This is a genomic window from Pseudoalteromonas sp. SCSIO 43101 (assembly GCF_023650775.1).
Taxonomy (GTDB): Bacteria; Pseudomonadota; Gammaproteobacteria; order Enterobacterales; family Alteromonadaceae; genus Pseudoalteromonas; species Pseudoalteromonas apostichopi.
Window position 1 is genome coordinate 864,594 of record NZ_CP072673.1, and the last position, 19,136, is coordinate 883,729.

The 19,136-nt window shown below is 40.4% G+C and carries 16 protein-coding genes; 11 read left to right on the forward strand and 5 right to left on the reverse strand.

Annotated features, from left to right (window positions below):
* Positions 1–42 precede the first annotated feature (42 nt).
* A complete protein-coding gene (locus tag J8Z25_RS04080) occupies positions 43–2,268 on the reverse strand; it encodes a S9 family peptidase (protein WP_130049568.1) in 2,226 nt (741 codons plus the stop codon).
* 112 nt (positions 2,269–2,380) lie between these two features.
* Here J8Z25_RS04080 and J8Z25_RS04085 point away from each other — a divergent pair, with 112 nt between their 5' ends.
* Positions 2,381–2,785: an HIT domain-containing protein gene (locus J8Z25_RS04085; RefSeq protein ID WP_167658147.1), complete on the forward strand. Its 405-nt coding sequence runs from the start codon at positions 2,381–2,383 to the stop codon at positions 2,783–2,785.
* A gap of 63 nt (positions 2,786–2,848) precedes the next feature.
* Positions 2,849–3,598, forward strand: a complete 750-nt coding sequence (locus J8Z25_RS04090; RefSeq protein ID WP_130049566.1) for a substrate-binding periplasmic protein — start codon at positions 2,849–2,851, stop codon at positions 3,596–3,598.
* Between the two features lie 74 nt (positions 3,599–3,672).
* Here the strand turns inward: J8Z25_RS04090 and J8Z25_RS04095 are convergent, their stop codons facing one another.
* Entirely contained in the window at positions 3,673–5,373 is a 1,701-nt protein-coding gene (locus J8Z25_RS04095) for a dipeptidyl-peptidase 3 family protein (RefSeq protein ID WP_130049565.1), read from the reverse strand.
* 271 nt (positions 5,374–5,644) lie between these two features.
* On the opposite strand from J8Z25_RS04095, the gene J8Z25_RS04100 reads away from it, so the two are divergent.
* Positions 5,645–6,487: an HDOD domain-containing protein gene (locus J8Z25_RS04100; RefSeq protein ID WP_058586211.1), complete on the forward strand. Its 843-nt coding sequence runs from the start codon at positions 5,645–5,647 to the stop codon at positions 6,485–6,487.
* A gap of 63 nt (positions 6,488–6,550) precedes the next feature.
* On the opposite strand, the gene rdgC is transcribed toward J8Z25_RS04100, so the two are convergent.
* Complete coding sequence (gene rdgC / locus J8Z25_RS04105; RefSeq protein ID WP_250661712.1) at positions 6,551–7,459, reverse strand: recombination-associated protein RdgC; 909 nt, start codon at positions 7,457–7,459, stop codon at positions 6,551–6,553.
* Positions 7,460–7,549: 90 nt separating this feature from the next.
* Complete coding sequence (locus J8Z25_RS04110) at positions 7,550–9,313, reverse strand: sensor histidine kinase (protein ID WP_130049563.1); 1,764 nt, start codon at positions 9,311–9,313, stop codon at positions 7,550–7,552.
* A gap of 246 nt (positions 9,314–9,559) precedes the next feature.
* Between J8Z25_RS04110 and J8Z25_RS04115 the strand changes: the two genes are divergently transcribed.
* The 4 genes from J8Z25_RS04115 to thrC all read left to right on the forward strand — a co-directional run bounded on the left by J8Z25_RS04115 (position 9,560) and on the right by thrC (position 14,817).
* Positions 9,560–9,934 carry a response regulator gene (locus J8Z25_RS04115; RefSeq protein ID WP_250661713.1) on the forward strand — a complete coding sequence of 125 codons (375 nt, stop codon included), beginning with the start codon at positions 9,560–9,562 and terminating at the stop codon, positions 9,932–9,934.
* A 227-nt stretch (positions 9,935–10,161) separates the two neighbouring features.
* On the forward strand, positions 10,162–12,579 hold the full coding sequence (gene thrA, locus J8Z25_RS04120) for a bifunctional aspartate kinase/homoserine dehydrogenase I (protein ID WP_250661714.1): 2,418 nt from the start codon (positions 10,162–10,164) through the stop codon (positions 12,577–12,579).
* A 9-nt stretch (positions 12,580–12,588) separates the two neighbouring features.
* Positions 12,589–13,515 carry a homoserine kinase gene (thrB, locus tag J8Z25_RS04125; protein ID WP_167658144.1) on the forward strand — a complete coding sequence of 309 codons (927 nt, stop codon included), beginning with the start codon at positions 12,589–12,591 and terminating at the stop codon, positions 13,513–13,515.
* An 18-nt stretch (positions 13,516–13,533) separates the two neighbouring features.
* A complete protein-coding gene (thrC, locus tag J8Z25_RS04130) occupies positions 13,534–14,817 on the forward strand; it encodes a threonine synthase (RefSeq protein ID WP_250661715.1) in 1,284 nt (427 codons plus the stop codon).
* A gap of 32 nt (positions 14,818–14,849) precedes the next feature.
* On the opposite strand, the gene J8Z25_RS04135 is transcribed toward thrC, so the two are convergent.
* A complete protein-coding gene (locus J8Z25_RS04135) occupies positions 14,850–15,218 on the reverse strand; it encodes a hypothetical protein (protein WP_130049558.1) in 369 nt (122 codons plus the stop codon).
* A 291-nt stretch (positions 15,219–15,509) separates the two neighbouring features.
* Here J8Z25_RS04135 and glyA point away from each other — a divergent pair, with 291 nt between their 5' ends.
* The 4 genes from glyA (at position 15,510) to J8Z25_RS04155 (ending at position 19,124) form a co-directional block, all read left to right on the forward strand.
* Positions 15,510–16,766 (forward strand): serine hydroxymethyltransferase, encoded by a 1,257-nt coding sequence (gene glyA, locus J8Z25_RS04140; protein ID WP_054552577.1) that lies wholly within the window; start codon positions 15,510–15,512, stop codon positions 16,764–16,766.
* A 108-nt stretch (positions 16,767–16,874) separates the two neighbouring features.
* A complete protein-coding gene (gene nrdR / locus J8Z25_RS04145) occupies positions 16,875–17,324 on the forward strand; it encodes a transcriptional regulator NrdR (protein WP_054552576.1) in 450 nt (149 codons plus the stop codon).
* Positions 17,325–17,326: 2 nt separating this feature from the next.
* The gene (ribD, locus tag J8Z25_RS04150) at positions 17,327–18,466 is read left to right on the forward strand and encodes a bifunctional diaminohydroxyphosphoribosylaminopyrimidine deaminase/5-amino-6-(5-phosphoribosylamino)uracil reductase RibD (protein ID WP_250661716.1); all 1,140 of its coding nucleotides are present in this window, start codon (positions 17,327–17,329) and stop codon (positions 18,464–18,466) included.
* Between the two features lie 4 nt (positions 18,467–18,470).
* A complete protein-coding gene (locus J8Z25_RS04155) occupies positions 18,471–19,124 on the forward strand; it encodes a riboflavin synthase (RefSeq protein ID WP_130049556.1) in 654 nt (217 codons plus the stop codon).
* Positions 19,125–19,136: the final 12 nt, after the last annotated feature.

A 19,136-nucleotide genomic window follows, 5' to 3' on the forward strand; every position in this document is an offset into this window, starting at 1 on the left:
TAACAATCAGCCTTTAGTCTAAGTTACCGAAATTAAAAGTGATTACTCAACGTTAAAGTGTCGGTTAAAGAAACTTGTGATAGTTTGGTGTAAGTGCGTTTGTACGCTTTTGCCACGTAAACTGTGTTTTGAGCCTGGGTAAGTCATCATTTCGAACTGCTTTTCTTGATCTTGCAGTTGTTTGAATAACTTAGTGGCATGAGTGAATAACACGTTATCATCAGCCATCCCGTGATAAATCATCAGCGGGCCTTTTAAACCTTCAGCATAAGGGAAAACAGCACTTGCTTCGTAACCTTTAGCATTCGTTGCAGGGTGACCTACATAACGCTCTGTGTAGTGAGTGTCGTAGAGTGCCCAATCAGTTACTGGCGCTCCAGAAACACCCGCTTTGAAGTAATCGCCCGCTTTAAACATGGTCATAAGCGCCATGTAACCACCGTAGCTGTGGCCATAAATGCCAATACGCTCAGGATCAACGTAATCAAGGGTACGTAAAAACTCAACGCCTTTGATTTGATCTGCTACTTCTGCAACACCTAAATGTTTATAAATTACGTCTTCAAACTTTTTACCACGGTTGTATGAACCACGGTTATCAAGTTGGAAAATAACATAGCCTTGTTGTGCCATGTACTGGAAGTACAAGTTTTTACTACGCCAGCTGTTCGTTACACGTTGGGCATGAGGACCGCCGTAAACGTTAACAATAACCGGGTGCTTTTTACCATCTTGGTAATTAGTTGGCTTGAATAAACGATAATGCATGATTTGCCCGTCTTCAGCCGTTAACGTGCCGTACTCTGGAGTGATTAAATCAGCTAGGTAAGGCGTTAATGGGTGTGATTTATCTAACTTGTTTTCTTCAAGCCAAGTGATAAATTCGCCATTAATTTTACGTAATGCCGCAGAGCCAGGCTTATTCACTGATGAGCTGTTATCGATAAAGGTTTTGTTATCTTTAGCAATTACTACATTGTGGTAAGCACCAAGCTCAGTTACGCGTTTAATTTCGCCTTTTTTGAATAGCGGTACGCTGTAAAGGTGGCTCTCGAGAGCTGTGTCTTTACGACCCGCAAAATAAACGATGCCTTTTTTCTCGTCGATACCTTTTAAGCTATCAACTACCCATTCACCTTGAGTGATTTGACGGATCATTTCACCGTTTGTGCGATATAAATAAAGGTGTTTAAAACCGTCGCGCTCAGATGCCCAAACAAAATGTTTTTTATCGTTTAAGAACTGCAAATCAAAGTGCAGGTTAATCCAAGTATCGCTGGTTTCTTTTAGGGCAACTGTTTGCTTTTTAGTTTCGCTATTATAAAAACGTAATTCTAAGTTATGTTGCGAGCGGTCTTGCCACTGGTAAGAAAGCGTTTTGTTATCCTTTAACCATTTAGCTCTGGCAATATAAATATCTTGCTCGTCGCCTAAATCAACCCAGTCGGTTTTTTGATTGTTGATGCTCACAACACCTAACTGGATTTTAACGTTGTCGGTACCAGTAAACGGGTAGCGTTGGTTGAAAAGCTTTACTTCATCAGCGTAAATTTCATTACGAATAGCTTCTTTTACTGGGCTCTCATCAACACGGGTATAAGCGATTTTAGATTCATCACCTGACCACCAGTAGCCAGTCATACGGCCCATTTCTTCTTGCGCAACAAACTCGGCCATACCATTTTTAATTACGCCGCCGCCATCTTTACTTAATTGGATTTCTTGACCCGTCTTTAAGTTAAGAGCGTACAGGTTTTGCTCACGAATAAATGACACATAGTGCCCTTTTGGTGAGAAACGCGCATCGGTTTCAAATGCTTCTGTGTCCGTTAATTTACGGCTTTTAGCTGAATTAAGCTCATAATAGTAAAGGTCGCCATTAAGCGGGAATAAAAGCGCTTTACCATCTTTTGACCATTTATATTCTAAAATCCCTTTGCCAAAAATACGCTGGCGCTCACGACGTGCTTTTTCTTCGTCAGATAAGTTTTCAGGACCAGAAAATAGTGCTGCAGAATCAACTAATAGGCGGTTTTTGTTATCTTTTAAATTGTACTCCCATAAGTCGTAGCGGTTGTAATCATCCGTCTTACCTTGCAGGTAAGTTACACGACTGCCGTCTGGAGAAAATTTAAGTTGTACAGGGGCTTTGCCTGCTAAGCTTGGATCGTCAAAAATACGTTCAAGAGTGAGGGGGTCAGCGGTCACACTGAATGCTGTTGCCACGACTGGCAAAGCAAGTGAGAGAGATTTAATTTTTTTTAGCACAGGAGTACCTTCGCTCGAATAAAAACTGCAACGATGGTAATGGTAAGCTTAGTCAACTGCAACAAAATGCTATAAAGTAGGGTATGTTTACCCAATATCAAAGGATTTATTGATGAAAAATACTGACACGCCGTTTTCTTTGGCCCCAGAATTACAACGCGACTGCATCGAACTTGCTGATTGGCCACTGTGTAAAGTATTGCTGATGAATGATAGCCAATACCCTTGGTTTATTTTAGTGCCAAGAGTCGCTGGTGTTAAAGAAATTATTGATCTTTCTGAAGAACTACAAATTACCTTATTACAAGAATCGGGCAAACTCAGTAAACTATTACAACAGGTATTCAACCCAGACAAACTAAATGTGGCGGCATTGGGTAACATGGTGCCGCAATTACATGTTCATCATATTGCACGTTTTACAGCCGATGCGGCTTGGCCAACACCAGTTTGGGGAAAATTACCCGCAGTGCCTTACACTGATGAACAAATTTCCGCATTAAAAGCGCATTTTTAAACTATTTGTTCTAGTAAGATTGGACTAAGCTAAATGAGTGATGCGTAAAGGGGTACAGAATAAATGAAACACACAGTGTTTGCCATGTTGCTTATTCTGAGCTCTTTTTCGTGTTTAGCAAAAAGCTATTACTTTGTTGGTAGTCATTTTCCTGCGATTTTAGAACAAGATCAACAGGGCACAGTGGTTGGCTTAGGTGCCGATATTGCCCACGAAATTTGCAGGCGTTTAGGGCACGAGTTGGTTATCGATATCATGCCACTAAAACGCGCTTTAAAAATGGTAGAGCAAGGTCAAGCTGATGCCATTATAGGTCCTTACAAATCTATTATACGTCAGCAGTATATGCAATTTAGTGACTTACCTTTTTACGAAGACCCGATTGTTTTATATACCAAAAAGAACAATGATGTGACTTGGGTTGGAAACTTTGCCAGTTTACGAAAAGATATTATTGGTACCATTCGAGGTTGGAACTATGGTCCTGAATTTAAACGTAACGAGGCAAACTTATCGCTATCTGAAGTGGGTAATGTGCGGGCTAGTTTTTTACAGTTGATGCATAACCGAGTTGATTTAATACTTACCCATCCTCGCGCAGCAATGCCTGTGATCGAAAGCTTAGGTATCGATGATAAAGTCATAATGTTATCGCCGCCGGTGACGGTTAATCAGGGCTACTACGGCTTTAGTAAGCAACGCGAACTCGATGAGTTTATTGAAGCTTTTAATACTGAGTTTCAAAAGATGCTGATCAACGGGGATATTGTAGAGCTAAACTCCAAATATGGTTTGAACTTCATCGCACACTAGTCGTGTTTTACTAGGGGTCAGGCAATAAAAAACGCTGCAATTGCAGCGTTTTTAATATTAAAGAAGCATTAACCTTAAAGGCCTAATACTTCTTTACCTTGTTTGAAAGTAACATCAACAGGGATGTTAGCTTGGCTTAGTTTTTCTAAGTCTTTAGCTAGTTCAGCTTTGATATCGCCATGAGTTGCGATTAGCTGATCAACTTTTTGGTAATCACCGTCACCTTGAATAGTAAGGATTAGGTTAGATAGTTTCTCCATTGCTTGACTCATTTTCTCCATGTTAACGCTGTATAAGCCGTCAGCATTTTTAGAGAAGGCGCCTTCTTCAGCGAAGAAGTTAAAGCGGATCATGTTCGCTTTACCGTGTGCGCTTGATGCACCAAAACGCACTGAGCGGAAGATACCGGCCATAAAGGTGATGTAGTAATCTTCTAATGTGCCCTCTGTGATCTCACCTTTCTTAAGCAATTGCTCAACCATGTAAAGACCTAAGATATCCGCTTTACCTTCTTCAAGGGCACTTGCATGCTCTTGGAGTGATTGGCGAACAGTTCCTTTACCAGTGATCGTGTTTTTAATACCTAAACCGTGCGCTACTTCGTGGAACATAGTGTTTGCGAAGAAAGCATCAAAGGTAATGTGTTTACGTTGTTCAGGAACAATTAACTGCTCTGAAATTGGCACTAAGATTTTATCGAATTTAGCGCGCATTGCGTTTTTAAGCTGTAAACGACGTGTGCCTTTTTCTAGCTGTACTTGTTCATCATTTGGCAGGTTGATAGCAATTGTTTTACTACCTGCATTTGAGTGGCCTGCGTAATACACAACATCATAAGCATTTAGGTCAGCATCAGAGCCAGGGACTTCTTGTTTGTATTTTTCGTCTACAGGTAAACCTTTTTGTAGCTCAGGTAAGAAAGCGGCAAATTTAGCTAAGCGCTCGCTCCATGCTAAATCTTTAATAAGTACATAAGATTCATACGCTGCACGGTAACCAAATAGTTGATCTTCATAAGTTTCGATAGGACCAATAACCACGTCAATTGGATTATTCTTCATATCCATCCATGCAAAATCAGAAGGTTGGAAGTCATCACTTACTAGTGCTTCTGCGCGCATGCTAAGATAGTTAGCGAATTCTTTGTCATCAGCAAGCGTACTTGCTTCACGTAACAAGTTAGCTGCTTTTTCAAGTTCTTGTGCGTACTCAACTGAGTAAGCCACACTGTAAAGCTGGCCTTTTTCGTCACGTTTTATCACCGAATAAAGACCTGTTTTGTCATCAACCGTTGCGTTGTTTAACTCTTCTTTAGTGATATCGCTTGGATAAAATTCAGCACCTAGTGGTTTTTCTTCATAGCCCGATAAGAAAACTTGGTCGCCGTTTAAGCGATCCCAAGGGCCATAGTTGATATCTGCAAACTTCTGAACTTTTTCATCATTAATTTTTGCAAGGAAAGCGTCTTTGTTATCACCAAATGCTTGACGCCAGAATAGCTCATCCATAATTTTTGATGCATCAATTAATTTGCCAACCATTTGCTTTTGGTTGTCACTTAAATGGCTTAGGTCAGAAGTAAGCGTGAAGTCTGTGTATATGTCTAAACGGCTTTTCTCTGCATTGATTAGTTGTGGGTTGTTTTGTTCAGTACTTTGTTTTGTTTGCTCTGCAGCAGGCTTAGTTTGAGAAGTGCTAGCTTGCTCGTCAGAACATGCGCCAAGAAAAACAGCACCTGATAAGATAAGTGCTTGGCTAATTTTATTTAATGTCATTTTTTTGCCCGTTAAAAAGTGAGAGTCATTGCTTAGAAAACGAAAAGTCTATGCATTAAAGCAAACCTGACATATATATGGCAAGTTTACTACGCTAGAAGCAATATTTATTTATGAGTTAGGAAGTTAAAAAATATAAAAATAGATAATTTCTGTGAATTTCTTAACTTTAGCGCTAAGTTAGACAATACTAAAACTATAACTAATCTAATAATGTCAGTCATTAGTCTGTCTTTGTTTGGGCGGGCTAATCCAAGAGGATGGCACACATATGTCAACAGAAAATGCATTACTGACCATATTGGTCGACAGAATAAATAACGACACTTTAGTGTTACCTACCTTACCGGAAGTTGCAGTAAAGGTTAGGCAAGCCGCGGATAATCCCGAGGTAAACTTGATGGATATGGCAGATGTCATTTCTCATGATCCAGCATTATCAGCACGAATGATCAAAGTTGCGAATAGTGCTTTTATGGGGCGCTCAGTTAAAGTCACAAATCTACACCAAGCGGTAACACGAATTGGTCTTCGTCAAATCAAAAACATTGCTACCGCAATGGCAATGGAACAGCTGTTTGTATCGCACAATGAGCTGATCAAAGGCTATATGGACAAGGCATGGCAAAAAACGCTTAAAGTAGCGTGCCACTCAATTACCTTAATGGACTTCTTTTTACGCAGAAACAAGCAAACCTCGCTTAATCGCGACACAATCACCTTAGCGGCATTAGTTTATAACATTGGTGTACTGCCAATTTTAACTGAAGCCGAAAAGCACCCAGAGGTGTTCGCAAACCCAAGTTTCCTTGCACATGCTATCCAAAAATTAGGTGGCAAAGTAGGTGGTGCAATTATGCGTGCTTGGGGCTTTACTGATGAGTTTGTAGAAGTTGCTGAAAGTTGGGCAAATCCAAACTATCGTCCAGAACATATCTGCTATGTTGATTTCATTCGTATTGGCGCAATTTTAGAAGGGATTTTACAGGTTTCTGATAAGTCTGCAGCATTACAAACCTACATGGATAAAGGCGTGATTGAATCACTTGATATGTTCAGTGAAGATGAATATCACGATATGCTTAACGAAGTAAAAGCGATTTTTACTGACTAATTTAAACAAAAAGCGCGACTTAGTTAGTCGCGCTTTTAGTGTTAATTAACCTAAGAGTTAATTTTATAAATCTTCCTTGTCGCCTAAGCCTTGAGTCAGCTCTTCTAGCATTTGCTTAATTTCTTCTGACGCTAAGATAAAGTCAGCATCAAGTTTTACTGCCATATCTTCTTTTGGAATGTCAGCGTTTTCTTCTTTTAGTGTTTCTGAGTAGCTTAAACGTTTAATCGAGCCATCGTTTTGCAGCATGAATTTGACGCGCTCTTGCCAATCAAGAGCAAGCTTAGTTACACGCTTACCATTTTCTAAATGAGACTTAACTTCGTCACATGATAAATCATGGCCTTTTAATTTAACCTGAGCGCCACTGTCATCTGCTTCTTCAAGTTCTGCATCGTTACCGATTGAAAAGCCTTCAGGCGTACTGAAATTAGTTAACCAATCAGTTAAAAATACATCTAAATCATAATTAGCAAATGCAGGTACGACAGGAAGTGTGCCAAGTGATTTACGAAGTAGGGCTAAAAGCTCTTCTGCTTTATTAAAGCTTGCGCTGTTAACAACAACCCAGCCATTCTTTTGGTCGATAAACGCAAACTGTAGGCTCGATTTTTTGAATGCTTGAGGTAGTAACGTGTGTAGAATATTTTCTTTTAGTTCGTCTTTTTCTTTTTTCTTAACTGGGCGGTTTTCTTCCGCTTCTATTTGCTCAACTTTTTCTGTAACCATTTCATTGATAACGGCAGCTGGCAGCACTTTTTCTTCACGCTTTGCGCATACTAAAATGCTGTCTTGAGAGAAGTGAGACAGGGTTTGCCCATGCTTACCAAACGCTTTTGTCCAACCAAAAGTTGAAAGCTCTTGGCCGGTACATGAACGAAACAGGTCTTGCTCTAGGGCTTTGTCGAAGTCTTCTTGAGAGTATGAAACGTCTTGTTTAAAACGGTAACAGATAAGGTTACTAAACCACATAATTAGGCTAATCCTTTCAATAAATTTGCCCAATCATAGCAATAAAAAACTGATGCCGAAATGAATCATTTCGGCATCAGCTCTATTTGCTTATGAGTTAAACATTGAAAGAGGTTTTGGCATGTTTTTCGGAAAACTAATATGGTAGTGCAAGCCTTTACCGACTTCGCTTGATACCTCAATATCGCCACTTAGGGTTTGTTTAACGAGGTTAAAGGTAATATGTGTGCCCAAACCACTGCCGCCTTGGTCGCGTTTAGTAGTAAAGAATGGGTCGAAAAGCTTTTCTAATTGCTCTTTTGATACGCCATTACCATTGTCTTTAAAGTCGATGACAACTTCGTCATCTTCTTCTTTGATAACAATATCAATAACACCACTTTCAATACCTTCAAAACCATGAATGAGTGAGTTCATAATCAAGTTTGTGAAAATTTGGCTGATAGCACCCGCAGGTAGGTTAAGCGTTAAATCATCAGGGCAATCTAAATTAATGTGATGCGATGTTTTTTTGAGTTTTGGATGTAAAGAGCGGATCACTTCACCTAAATACTCTTTAAAATTAATTGTTCGTACCGCTTCACTGGCTTGGTCGACTGCAATTTGCTTGAAGCTTGCAACCAGCTCAGAAGCACGGTCTAAGTTACTGGTGAGTAAGCTGGTGCTTTGTTTAGCATCATTAATAAATTCTTCTAGTGCTTTTGGCGACAGAGTCTTATCTTTGTAAGCTGCTTCAATTTGGTCTAAGCGCTCTTGTAAAAAGGAAGTTGCAGTAACACCAATCCCAATAGGTGTATTAACATCATGAGTAATACCTGCAACTAAGCCGCCTAACGCAGCCATTTTTTCTGAGCCTACTAAGCGCTCTTGTGCCATATTAAGTTCATCAAGGTAGCGTTGTAACTCAGTTTGCTTAGTTATTAGCTCTTGTTCAGTTTGCTTACGTAAATCGATTTCTTCAGTAAGTGTTAGCTTTTGTTTTTCAAGCTCGTATTTTTGTTGCTGCAAGTCCATCATAGCTTGGCTTAGGTTTGATGTTTTGCGTGCGACTTCTTGTTCTAACTGCAAGTTATGTTGGTCGAGCTTTTCATTACTTATCAAAAGTTCTTTTTGGGTATGTTCGAGCTCTTCACGGTAAAGTACCACTTTATCAATTAAGCGGTTGAAAGATTCTTCCATTACTTTTAATTCGTTATGCTCAACGGTTTTGATCTCGATATGGCGACCTTCTAAGTCGTTTAGTTCTAGATCTTCAATTTGTTCTGTGAACTGTGCCAATGGCTCGGTTAAGCGCTTTCTAAATGCGAGTAAGAAAAGAATGATCAAAAAGGTGGTTTTGATCATCGCATTTCCGATTAAAAAATAGATAGAAATCATGATGCGGCTAAATACCACTTCACGGCTTGAGAATAGGGTTACGTCGCCTACTTGGGTTGTTTTACCCGAGAATTCAAAAATAAGTGGGAATGTATAACCAAATAAACCCGACGGCGTATCTTCGATAATTGCTTCTTCTTGAACTAACTGTTGACTGTAAAGCTCATGAATATCTAACGAACGCCCTAATTGTGAGAGTACCTCACCACTATCATCACGCACAATAATGCCTTCGATCATAGGGATTGCCAGTAGGCCCTCAGCCGTCGTGATGGTTTGTTTATCGTTCAGTTCCCAAATTGCACGGGTTAAACTACGGCTAAATGTTTTTTGTAAAGTAGTTAACTCGTCGCGAATGTAATCTTTTGTATTAACGTACTCAGCAATAACCTGTCCACACGTCACCACGAAGGTTAGTAAAAAGTAGACAGAGAGCACATTTGTTAATAATTCTTTTGACAGGCTTTTTTGTAGCATGGAATATCCATAGCTCCTTGGTGACAATTGTAATACATTCAGCTAGTTCTAAAGTTAGCTAATAAATGGTTAAAAAGAAATAAATATATCCTTTTTTACTGGAACATTTATAAATTGTTAGTATTTTTTGAAAAAGCTTAGCCTTACTGCGCTTTAAAAATTGTGTTATAAATTTATTTCACCTTTAACTTTTTTAACATTAGCCTTTTTTAATGTTGTATTTGCTACAGCAAAGATTTTTATTTCATGAATAATCCTAATTTTTCAGTACTGGTCTGTGATGACTCAAATATTGCCCGTAAGCAGGTAGTGCGCTGTTTAGGGGATTGCTTGAATGCAGATATTCAACAAGCAACCAATGGGCGTGAAGCACTTGCGTTACTGCGCGAACATAATTTTGATCTACTCTGTTTAGATTTAACCATGCCTGAACTGGATGGAGTCGCTGTGCTTGAATCTATTAAAGCAGAGAAAATAGAATGCTTTGTAATAGTTATTTCGGCTGATATTCAGACTGAAATGAAGCAAAGAGTAGTAAAGTTGGGCGCCATTGATTTCATTGATAAACCAATAGAACTTGTTCGTCTAAAAGCAACTTTGCATAAATTTGGTATTCATTAATCTTTTAAATAACACAAACGCATAATTTATCTTTTCTTTAAGGGTTGACAGCCTGACTACATTTAAGGCAGTCTAGAGTCTATGAAAACATTTAATCACGCAACGACCATTATTATTACAACCATCATCCTTACTGGATAGTGGCATAGGTCGGTGCAACAAATTTATAGGCCTGTGTTCACTAGAACACAGGCCTTTTTCGTTTATGGAATGAGGAAACATAAATAATGCGAGTATTAAAATTTGGTGGGTCGTCCTTGGCCGACTACGCATGTTTGCAACAGGTAGCTCAGTTAGTCAAAGAAGAATTACGCGATGAAATGCTGTTAGTGCTATCAGCTCCAGGTGGTATGACTGATTCATTAGTCGCGTTAGCAAGTACTGCAGAACATGGGCAGGACTTTAGTGAGCTATGGCAAGCATTGGCTGCGCGCTGTGAACAACTAAAAGCTGCTGTTGAAGCTGATTTTGGTCAGGTAGCAAGTTGGCCTAACTTGAATGAACTGAAGAATAAACTTGATGGTGTTGCACTTTTAAAGTGCTGCCCAGACCAAGTACGTGCCTATACTATTAGCTTTGGTGAGCGCGTAAGTGTTGCTTTGATGGAGTGCATGCTTAAACAAAGCAATGCTCGCTATCTAGAAGCGACTGATTGTATTGCCTCTGTGGGCGGCTACATTGATGCTGAAGCTGACTTGGCTGCAAGTAAGTTGCGTTTTCAAGAAGCACTAAAAGCTGCACCGAGCACTATTTATATCATGCCGGGCTTTACTGCTGCTAACGAACAAGGTGAGCTAACAACACTTGGTCGAAATGGCTCAGACTACTCAGCGGCAATTGCTGCAGCATGTTTAGAAGCCGATGTATGTCAGATCTGGACTGATGTTGATGGCGTTTATAATGCTGATCCTCGTTATATCAAAAAAGCGTCTAAGGTTGATTCACTATCATATAAAGAAGCGATGGAGCTTTCTTATTTTGGGGCGAAGGTATTGCACCCGAAAACGATTTTACCTTGTGCCAAAGCGGGTGTGCCGTGTGAGATCAAAAATACACATAATCCACGTGCTGAAGGCTCAGTGATCAGTAACGACAGTGTATCTAACGAGCCTGTTAAAGCGCTATCAAGTCTACAAAACCTTGCTATGTTAACTGTTTCAGGCCCAGGTATGAAAGGTAAAGTGGGCATGGCATCAAAAGTATTTAATGCACTTGCTCATGACAATGTTTCAATTGTTTTAATCACTCAATCTTCATGTGAATTTAGCATCAGTTTTTGTGTTCATGAAAGCGACCTATCGCTTGCCCTTGAAGCACTTCAGACTGCTTTCGAATTAGAATCACAAGCTGGCCTAATCGAACCAGTTCAAGTGCAGCGTAACCTTGCTATTGTCACTTTAGTAGGCGATAACATGCGTGCTCACAAAGGGTTAGCGGCTAAGTTCTTTGCTTCGTTAGCACAAGCGCAGGTTAACATCGTTGCAATTGCACAAGATTCCACTGAAAGTGCAATTTCAGCGGTCATCGACGGTGAGTTTTGCAACGACGCTGTAAAAGTTTGCCATGAAAATTTCTTTACCCACATTCCTTCAATTGATGTTTTTTTACTTGGTTGTGGTTTGGTTGGTCAAGAGCTTATTCAGCAGTTACAACGACAACAAGCGTGGCTTGAAAAGCGTAACATTAAGCTGAACTTATACGGTGTTGCTAACTCAAGACAGCTTTACCTTGATAGCGAAGGTATTGCTTTTAATGGCTGGCAAGACAAACTAGCCGAGTCAGAGCAAGCATTTGATTTAAGTTTGGTGGAGCAATTTGTAAAACAAAACCACTTAATCAACCCTGTGATAGTTGACTGTAGTTCGGCCGATAAGCTTGCTGCGCAATATGTGGATTTCTTGAATGCCGGTTTTCATGTTGTTGCTGCTAACAAAAAAGCCAATACTAGCTCATATGCTTACTACCAAGATTTAGTTGCAGCAACACAAAAGAATAATCGTAAATTTTTATACGAAACAAACGTAGGTGCAGGTTTACCTGTACTTGATAATCTTAAATCGCTATTTGGTGCGGGCGATGAACTCATTAAATTCAGCGGTATCTTATCGGGTTCATTATCGTATATGTTTGGTGCACTACAAGATGGTTTATCACTTAGTGAAGCAACATTAAAAGCAAAAGAAAGTGGATTTACAGAGCCTGATCCGCGTGATGATTTATCTGGAACTGATGTTGCTCGAAAACTACTGATCATTGCCCGTGAATCTGGTCTTGAATTAGAACTAAGCGATATCGAAGTTGAATCAGTTTTACCAAAAGGGTTTGCAGAAGATGATTCTGTAGCAGATTTCATGGCAAAACTGCCATCGCTTGATAGCGAGTTTAACGACCGCATCCAAAGTGCTGCAAGTGAAGGTAAAGTACTTCGTTATGTGGGCACTATTGAAAATGGTCAATGCAAAGTCGGTATAGAAGCCGTTGATAGCAGCCATGCTTTATACGATATTCGTGACGGTGAAAATGCACTGGCAATTTTAAGTCAGTATTATCAACCTCGTCCGTTTGTGATTCGTGGTTATGGTGCAGGTGCTGAAGTAACGGCTGCGGGTGTATTTGCTGATATCTTAAAAACGTTAACGCGCTAGGAGCAGGTCATGATCCGTGTATACGCACCCGCTTCAATCGGGAATTTTGCTGTCGGCTTTGATGCACTCGGTGCCGCGCTCGCACCTATCGATGGTACTTTATTAGGCGATGTTGTAGAGGTTAGTGCCGCAGAGCAAGATACTTTTGTATGCTCTGGCGACTATGCCAGTAAATTGCCTGCAAATGCTGAAGAAAACTTAGCTTATCAATGTTTAATTCACTTTAAAGAGCACGTTGCGCCGACTATGTCAGCGGTAAAGCTTGAGCTTAAAAAGAATCTACCGATTGGCTCAGGTTTAGGTTCAAGTGCTTGTTCTGTAGTGGCTGCGTTCGCGGCCCTCGATAAGTTCGCCGAAACGAATTTATCCCAAGAGCAACTTATCGAGTTGATGGCTGACTTTGAAGCCATTGTTAGTGGCGGCCGTCATTACGATAACATCACGCCGTGTTATTTAGGTGGTTTGCAATTAACGGGTGAACTCATTCCGAACAAGTCAATTTCGTTACCTGTTGATAATCAATGGTATTACGTAGCGGCTTTCCCTGGTTTTTCACTGAATACCGCAAAAGCGCGTTCGGTCTTGCCAACGCAATTATCAATGCACGACAGTGTTGAATTTGCACAGCGGCTTTCTGCGTTTAGTAGCTTATTGCTCACTGGCCGTTTTGATGCTGCATTATCAATTATGTCTGATGAAATAGCCGAACCGTATCGTGCACCGCTTATTCAAGGCTTTGTCGAAGCGAAAAGTGCTTTACCAGAGCTTGGCGCTGAAATTGTCAGTATTTCAGGTGCTGGGCCAACATTATTTACCGTGTGTAAGAGTCTTGAAGCTGCACAAAAGTGTGCAGCGTGGCTGAATGATAATTACATTAATGAGCAGGGCTTCTGCCATATCTGCCAACTTGATCAACTTGGCACGCGACAGCTTTAAAGAATTTAAGGAATAAACATGCAATTACATAATTTAAAAGATGAAACACAACAGGTGTCGTTTGTGGAAGCGGTAAAAACGGGTTTAGGCCGTAATCAAGGTGTGTTCTTCCCTGATAGCCTATCGCCAATGCAAGACATTGATACTTTATTAGATTTGGACTTTGTTAGTCGGAGTAGTAAGATTTTATCGCACTTAATTGGTGATGAATTACCTGCTGATACCGTTGCACAGATGGTGCAAAACGCTTTTAACTTCGATGTGAAGTTGGTAGAAGTTGAAAAAGACATTTATTGTTTGGAGTTATTTCATGGCCCAACGCTTGCTTTTAAAGACTTTGGCGGTCGTTTTATGGCTGAGTGTCTTGCCCAATTTAACCAAGGCGAAAAAGTCACTATTTTAACGGCCACATCGGGCGATACTGGCGCAGCCGTTGCTCATGCATTTTATAACAAGCCAAATATCGATGTCGTGATCTTATACCCAAAAGGTAAAATATCATTAGCGCAGCAAAAACTATTCACTACTTTAGGTAATAACATTCACTGCTACGCCGTTGATGGTAGCTTTGATGACTGCCAAAGTATGGTAAAACAAGCTTTCTTAGACGATGAAATTAAACAAAAGCTAGGTTTAAACTCAGCGAATTCAATCAACATCAGTCGTTTAGTTGCGCAAGTATGCTATTACTTTGAAGCAATTGCGCAATTACCAAAAGAGCAGCGTAGTAAAGCGCATATCTCAGTACCTAGTGGTAACTTTGGTAATGTATGTGCGGCGATGATTGGTGCTGTACTTGGAATGCCTGTTGCTAAATTAAGTGCCACAACTAATCAAAACGACACTGTGCCACGCTTCTTGCGAAATAAAGAGTGGGCGCCAAATGACACACTTGAGTCTTTATCGAACGCAATGGATGTGAGTAAACCGAATAACTGGCCACGCGTTCAATTTATGCTAGATAACGAATGGTTTAGCTATGATGACTTTTATTCAAGCTGTGTTGGTGAAGAAGAAACAAAAGAGGTGATGAAAAAAATTCATCAGACTGGTTATATCGCAGAACCTCATACTGCAATTGCTTATCAAGGCTTGAAAGAAAATCTAGCCGACGGTAGTGCAGGTATATTTTTAGCGACCGCACACCCTGCTAAATTCAAAGACAGTGTAGAGCAAATTTTAGACATTGAACTGCCAATGCCAAAACCGCTTGCTGATGCATTGGCAAAGCAGTGTTTGGCTGAAGATATTAAGTTTGATTATCAATTGCTTCGAACAGAGTTGCTAAATAAATTAGCTTAATACTAAAAAAAGAGCGGCGAAGCCGCTCTTTTTTAATGAAGTAATGAATGACTATGACGGTTTAAAACTCGCATGCATAAAATGACCACCGCAGCAATACATAGCAAAATACTGATCACTGAGACTAATTCATTTTGTGTCCATTGCATCAAAGTGAAAGCCGAAATAAAAATAATAAATGGTTTAAATTCATAGTAGTAGTTGGACTTTTTTTGTTTAACTCGCTGGCTTATATGATCTGTTCTTCTAGCTTCTGAGCGCATTCGCCAAATGTTAGCGCCTAATAAAAATAAAGTTACACCAATTAATGTTGGTACATAATTATTTGCTAATGTGATGCAGCTCATGCCGAGAAAGAAGTATCCGTAGGGGACTAATTCATATATAGGTTTAGCTAACATGTACTTATACCATCCTTGATATTGACTAGGAATATAAGCTTAGTTCGCTTCTATTGAAACGCAATAAAGCGTTGATAATTTTATCTAGAGTGACATTTTAAAAATATATGTAATATTTTAAATCTATAATTTTTTTTTATGTATCAATAAAAAAATATCATTATTAAAACACTGTGAAATAAATTCAATCCCTGTTTAAATATGTTCATCTTTACAAGATAGGCAAAAGTGCGTTTTAAGCGTACAATACAGCCTTCAAAAAACACCATACACGTTGCCTTAGGAGACCCCATGTTAGAACGTAGCATGAATATTTCGGATTTCGATCCAGAGTTATTTGCAGCCATCACTAAAGAGACGGCTCGTCAAGAAGAGCACATCGAACTGATCGCGTCTGAAAACTACTGTAGCCCACGCGTACTTGAAGCGCAGGGTTCTCAGCTTACCAACAAATACGCTGAAGGTTACCCAGGCAAACGTTACTATGGCGGTTGTGAGCATGTTGACGTTGTTGAGCAACTAGCAATTGATCGTGCAAACGAATTATTCGGCACAGATTACGCTAACGTCCAACCGCATGCGGGTTCACAAGCAAACGCAGCTGTTTTCCAAGCTCTTCTTCAGCCGCATGATACAGTACTAGGTATGAGCTTAGCTCATGGTGGTCACTTAACTCACGGTTCACACGTTAACTTTTCTGGTAAAACGTATAATGCAATTCAATACGGCCTAAATGACGAAACTGGCGAAATTGATTACGCTCAAGTTGAAGCACTTGCATTAGAGCATAAGCCAAAAATGATCATCGCTGGTTTCTCTGCATACTCAGGCGTTGTTGACTGGGCTAAATTCCGTGAAATCGCTGATAAAGTTGGTGCATATTTATTCGTAGATATGGCTCACGTTGCTGGCCTTATCGCAGCGGGTGTATACCCAAGCCCAATTCCTCATGCACACGTTGTTACTACGACAACTCACAAAACATTAGCAGGCCCTCGTGGCGGTCTAATCGTTTCTGCATGTGGTGATGAAGAGATCTACAAAAAGCTAAACAGTGCTGTTTTCCCTGGTGGTCAAGGTGGTCCTTTATGCCACATCATCGCTGCTAAAGCGGTTGCTTTCAAAGAAGCATTACAGCCAGAGTTCAAAGCGTACCAAGCACAAGTTGTTAAGAACGCTCAAGCTATGGTTGAAGTACTTCAAGAGCGTGGCTATAAAGTTGTTTCTGGTAAAACAGACAACCACTTATTCCTTCTTGACCTAATTGACAAAGATATCACAGGTAAAGATGCTGACGCTGCACTAGGTAACGCTAACATCACTGTTAACAAAAACTCAGTACCAAACGACCCACGTTCACCGTTCGTAACGTCTGGTCTTCGTATTGGTTCTCCGGCTATTACTCGCCGTGGTTTCAAAGAAGCTGAGTCAAAAGAGCTTGCAGGCTGGATCTGTGACGTACTAGACAACATCAACGATGAGTCTGTACAAGCAGAAGTAAAAGAGAAAGTTAAAGCTATCTGTAAAAAATTACCAGTTTACGCTTAATTACTGGTTAAACCGTAATTAAGATAACAATAGCGTTGTTTTTTGCTATTATAAAGGCCGCTTAGTAAGCGGCCTTTTTTTGTTTTTTATAAACGGAAGTTGAACCCTATGCATTGCCCTTTTTGCACCGCAAAAGATACCAAAGTAATTGATTCTCGACTTGTTGGCGGTGGTCACCAAGTTAGACGTCGACGTGAATGTAACGAATGCCATGAGCGCTTTACCACCTTTGAAGGCGCTGAACTTGTGATGCCAAGAGTGATTAAGCAAGACGGTAGTCGCGAACCATTTAACGAAGATAAGTTACTTAATGGCTTGCATCGCGCTTTAGAGAAACGCCCAGTTAGCACTGAGCAGGTCGACGAAGTCGTTAACATTATTAAATCTCAACTTCGTGCTACTGGTGAGCGTGAAATATCTAGCCATTTAATTGGCGAGTGCATCATGGAGTCACTGAAAAAACTCGACAAAGTGGCCTATGTGCGTTTTGCATCTGTATATCGTTCATTTGAAGATATCCGCGAGTTTGGTGAAGAAATCGCTCGTTTAGGTGATTAACTATGTCATTCACAGAGCTTGATACTGCTTATATGGCGCGTGCCATTGAGCTTGCTAAACAAGGGCGTTTTACCACGACTCCAAACCCTAATGTTGGCTGTGTACTGGTTAAAGATGGCGAAATAGTCGGTGAAGGGTTTCATCAACTAGCAGGGCAGGGCCATGCTGAAGTAAATGCCTTGGCTGTGGCTGGCGACAATGCGAAAGGCGCCACAGCATATGTAACTTTAGAGCCTTGTAGTCATTATGGACGCACTCCGCCTTGTGCAGAAGGTATAAAAGCAGCTGGTGTCAGTAAGGTTATTGCTGCCATGGTCGATCCTAACCCTGCGGTGAGTGGTCGTGGTCTACAGATTTTAGCCGATGCTGGTATTTCAGTGGCATCCGGTTTACTTGAGCAACAAGCGCGTGACCTAAACAAAGGCTTTTTAAAGCGTATGGAAACAGGGGTACCATATGTGACTTGTAAAATGGCCTGTAGTTTAGATGGCAAAACTGCGCTAAATAATGGTCAAAGTAAATGGATTACTGGTCCTAAAGCGCGCCAAGATGTGCAAGCATATCGTGCGCAAAGTTGCGCTATCTTGACGGGGGCTGACACAGTCATTACTGATAATGCAAAACTCAATGTGCGCGTTGATGAACTGCCATTTGCTATGCCTACATCCTTGCCTTTGCGCCAGCCTACTCGAGTGATTATTGATTCACAAAATAGGTTAACGCCTGAACTTACATTATTTAGCATTGAAAGTCCGGTGATTATTTTCACTACATCGCTTGATAAACAACATCAATGGCCTCACTTTGTTAAACACGAAGTTGTACAAGCAGTTAATAATAAAGTTGATTTATCGGCGGTTTTAAAGCGTCTTGCTGAACTACAATTTAATCAGATATGGCTCGAAGCAGGAGCGACCCTTGCAGGGGTGTTTGCTGAGCAGGATTTAATTGACGAATACATCGTTTATATTGCCCCTAAGTTAATAGGTGATATGGGCAAAAGCTTACTAAACTTTGCAGAAGTTACCGTGATGAGTGATATCACTGAACTGACCTTTACTGATACAGTGATGATTGGCGACGATATTCGCTTAACAGCTACAAAGCAAAGCAAGCCACAAAAATTGAAAAATAAAGAGTAGCACTATGTTTACTGGAATTATTGAAGCAACAGGTAAAATTGTTGAACTAACACAAAAGCAAGGCGATCTGGCTATTCGTATTCAAAGCACTAATTTGGATATGAAAGACGTCAAGCTCGGTGACAGTATTGCCACTAATGGTGTGTGTTTAACGGTTGTCGCTAAACATAGCGATGGTTTTAGTGCTGACTTATCTAACGAAACAATCAGCTTAACTGGGTTTGCGCATTATAAAAAAGGACAAACAGTCAACCTCGAAAAAGCCATGCAACCCGTTTCTCGCCTAGGCGGGCATTTAGTATCAGGTCATGTTGATGGTATTGCGACTGTAGAAAGTATCAGTCCTAATGCCCGTGCAACAGAGTACTGGTTAAGTACAGACAATGATTTAATGAAATACATTCCGTACAAAGGTTCGGTATGTATTGATGGCATTAGCTTAACGGTCAATGAGGTCGAACAAAACCGCTTTAAGCTTACTATTGTTCCGCATACCGCTGAGCAAACAACGATTGCAGAATTTCAGGTGGGTACTCAGGTGAACTTAGAAGTTGACCAGATTGCTCGCTATTTAGAGCGCCTAATAAAAGGGGCCGAACAACCTTCCCGTTCAGACATATCAATGAGCTTGCTAGCACAAGCTGGCTTTATTAAATAAGCAAAGATAGTC

Bases quoted from the DNA above. Each gene is read 5' to 3' on its own strand.
- thrC (WP_250661715.1), top strand. From the start codon at position 13,534: ATGCAATTACATAATTTAAAAGATGAAACACAACAGGTGTCGTTTGTG.
- glyA (WP_054552577.1), top strand. From the start codon at position 15,510: ATGTTAGAACGTAGCATGAATATTTCGGATTTCGATCCAGAGTTATTT.
- nrdR (WP_054552576.1), top strand. From the start codon at position 16,875: ATGCATTGCCCTTTTTGCACCGCAAAAGATACCAAAGTAATTGATTCT.
- J8Z25_RS04155 (WP_130049556.1), top strand. From the start codon at position 18,471: ATGTTTACTGGAATTATTGAAGCAACAGGTAAAATTGTTGAACTAACA.
- J8Z25_RS04110 (WP_130049563.1), bottom strand. From the start codon at position 9,313: ATGCTACAAAAAAGCCTGTCAAAAGAATTATTAACAAATGTGCTCTCT.
- thrA (WP_250661714.1), top strand. From the start codon at position 10,162: ATGCGAGTATTAAAATTTGGTGGGTCGTCCTTGGCCGACTACGCATGT.
- J8Z25_RS04100 (WP_058586211.1), top strand. From the start codon at position 5,645: ATGTCAACAGAAAATGCATTACTGACCATATTGGTCGACAGAATAAAT.
- J8Z25_RS04095 (WP_130049565.1), bottom strand. From the start codon at position 5,373: ATGACATTAAATAAAATTAGCCAAGCACTTATCTTATCAGGTGCTGTT.
- rdgC (WP_250661712.1), bottom strand. From the start codon at position 7,459: ATGTGGTTTAGTAACCTTATCTGTTACCGTTTTAAACAAGACGTTTCA.
- thrB (WP_167658144.1), top strand. From the start codon at position 12,589: ATGATCCGTGTATACGCACCCGCTTCAATCGGGAATTTTGCTGTCGGC.
- J8Z25_RS04135 (WP_130049558.1), bottom strand. From the start codon at position 15,218: ATGTTAGCTAAACCTATATATGAATTAGTCCCCTACGGATACTTCTTT.
- ribD (WP_250661716.1), top strand. From the start codon at position 17,327: ATGTCATTCACAGAGCTTGATACTGCTTATATGGCGCGTGCCATTGAG.
- J8Z25_RS04115 (WP_250661713.1), top strand. From the start codon at position 9,560: ATGAATAATCCTAATTTTTCAGTACTGGTCTGTGATGACTCAAATATT.
- J8Z25_RS04085 (WP_167658147.1), top strand. From the start codon at position 2,381: ATGAAAAATACTGACACGCCGTTTTCTTTGGCCCCAGAATTACAACGC.
- J8Z25_RS04090 (WP_130049566.1), top strand. From the start codon at position 2,849: ATGAAACACACAGTGTTTGCCATGTTGCTTATTCTGAGCTCTTTTTCG.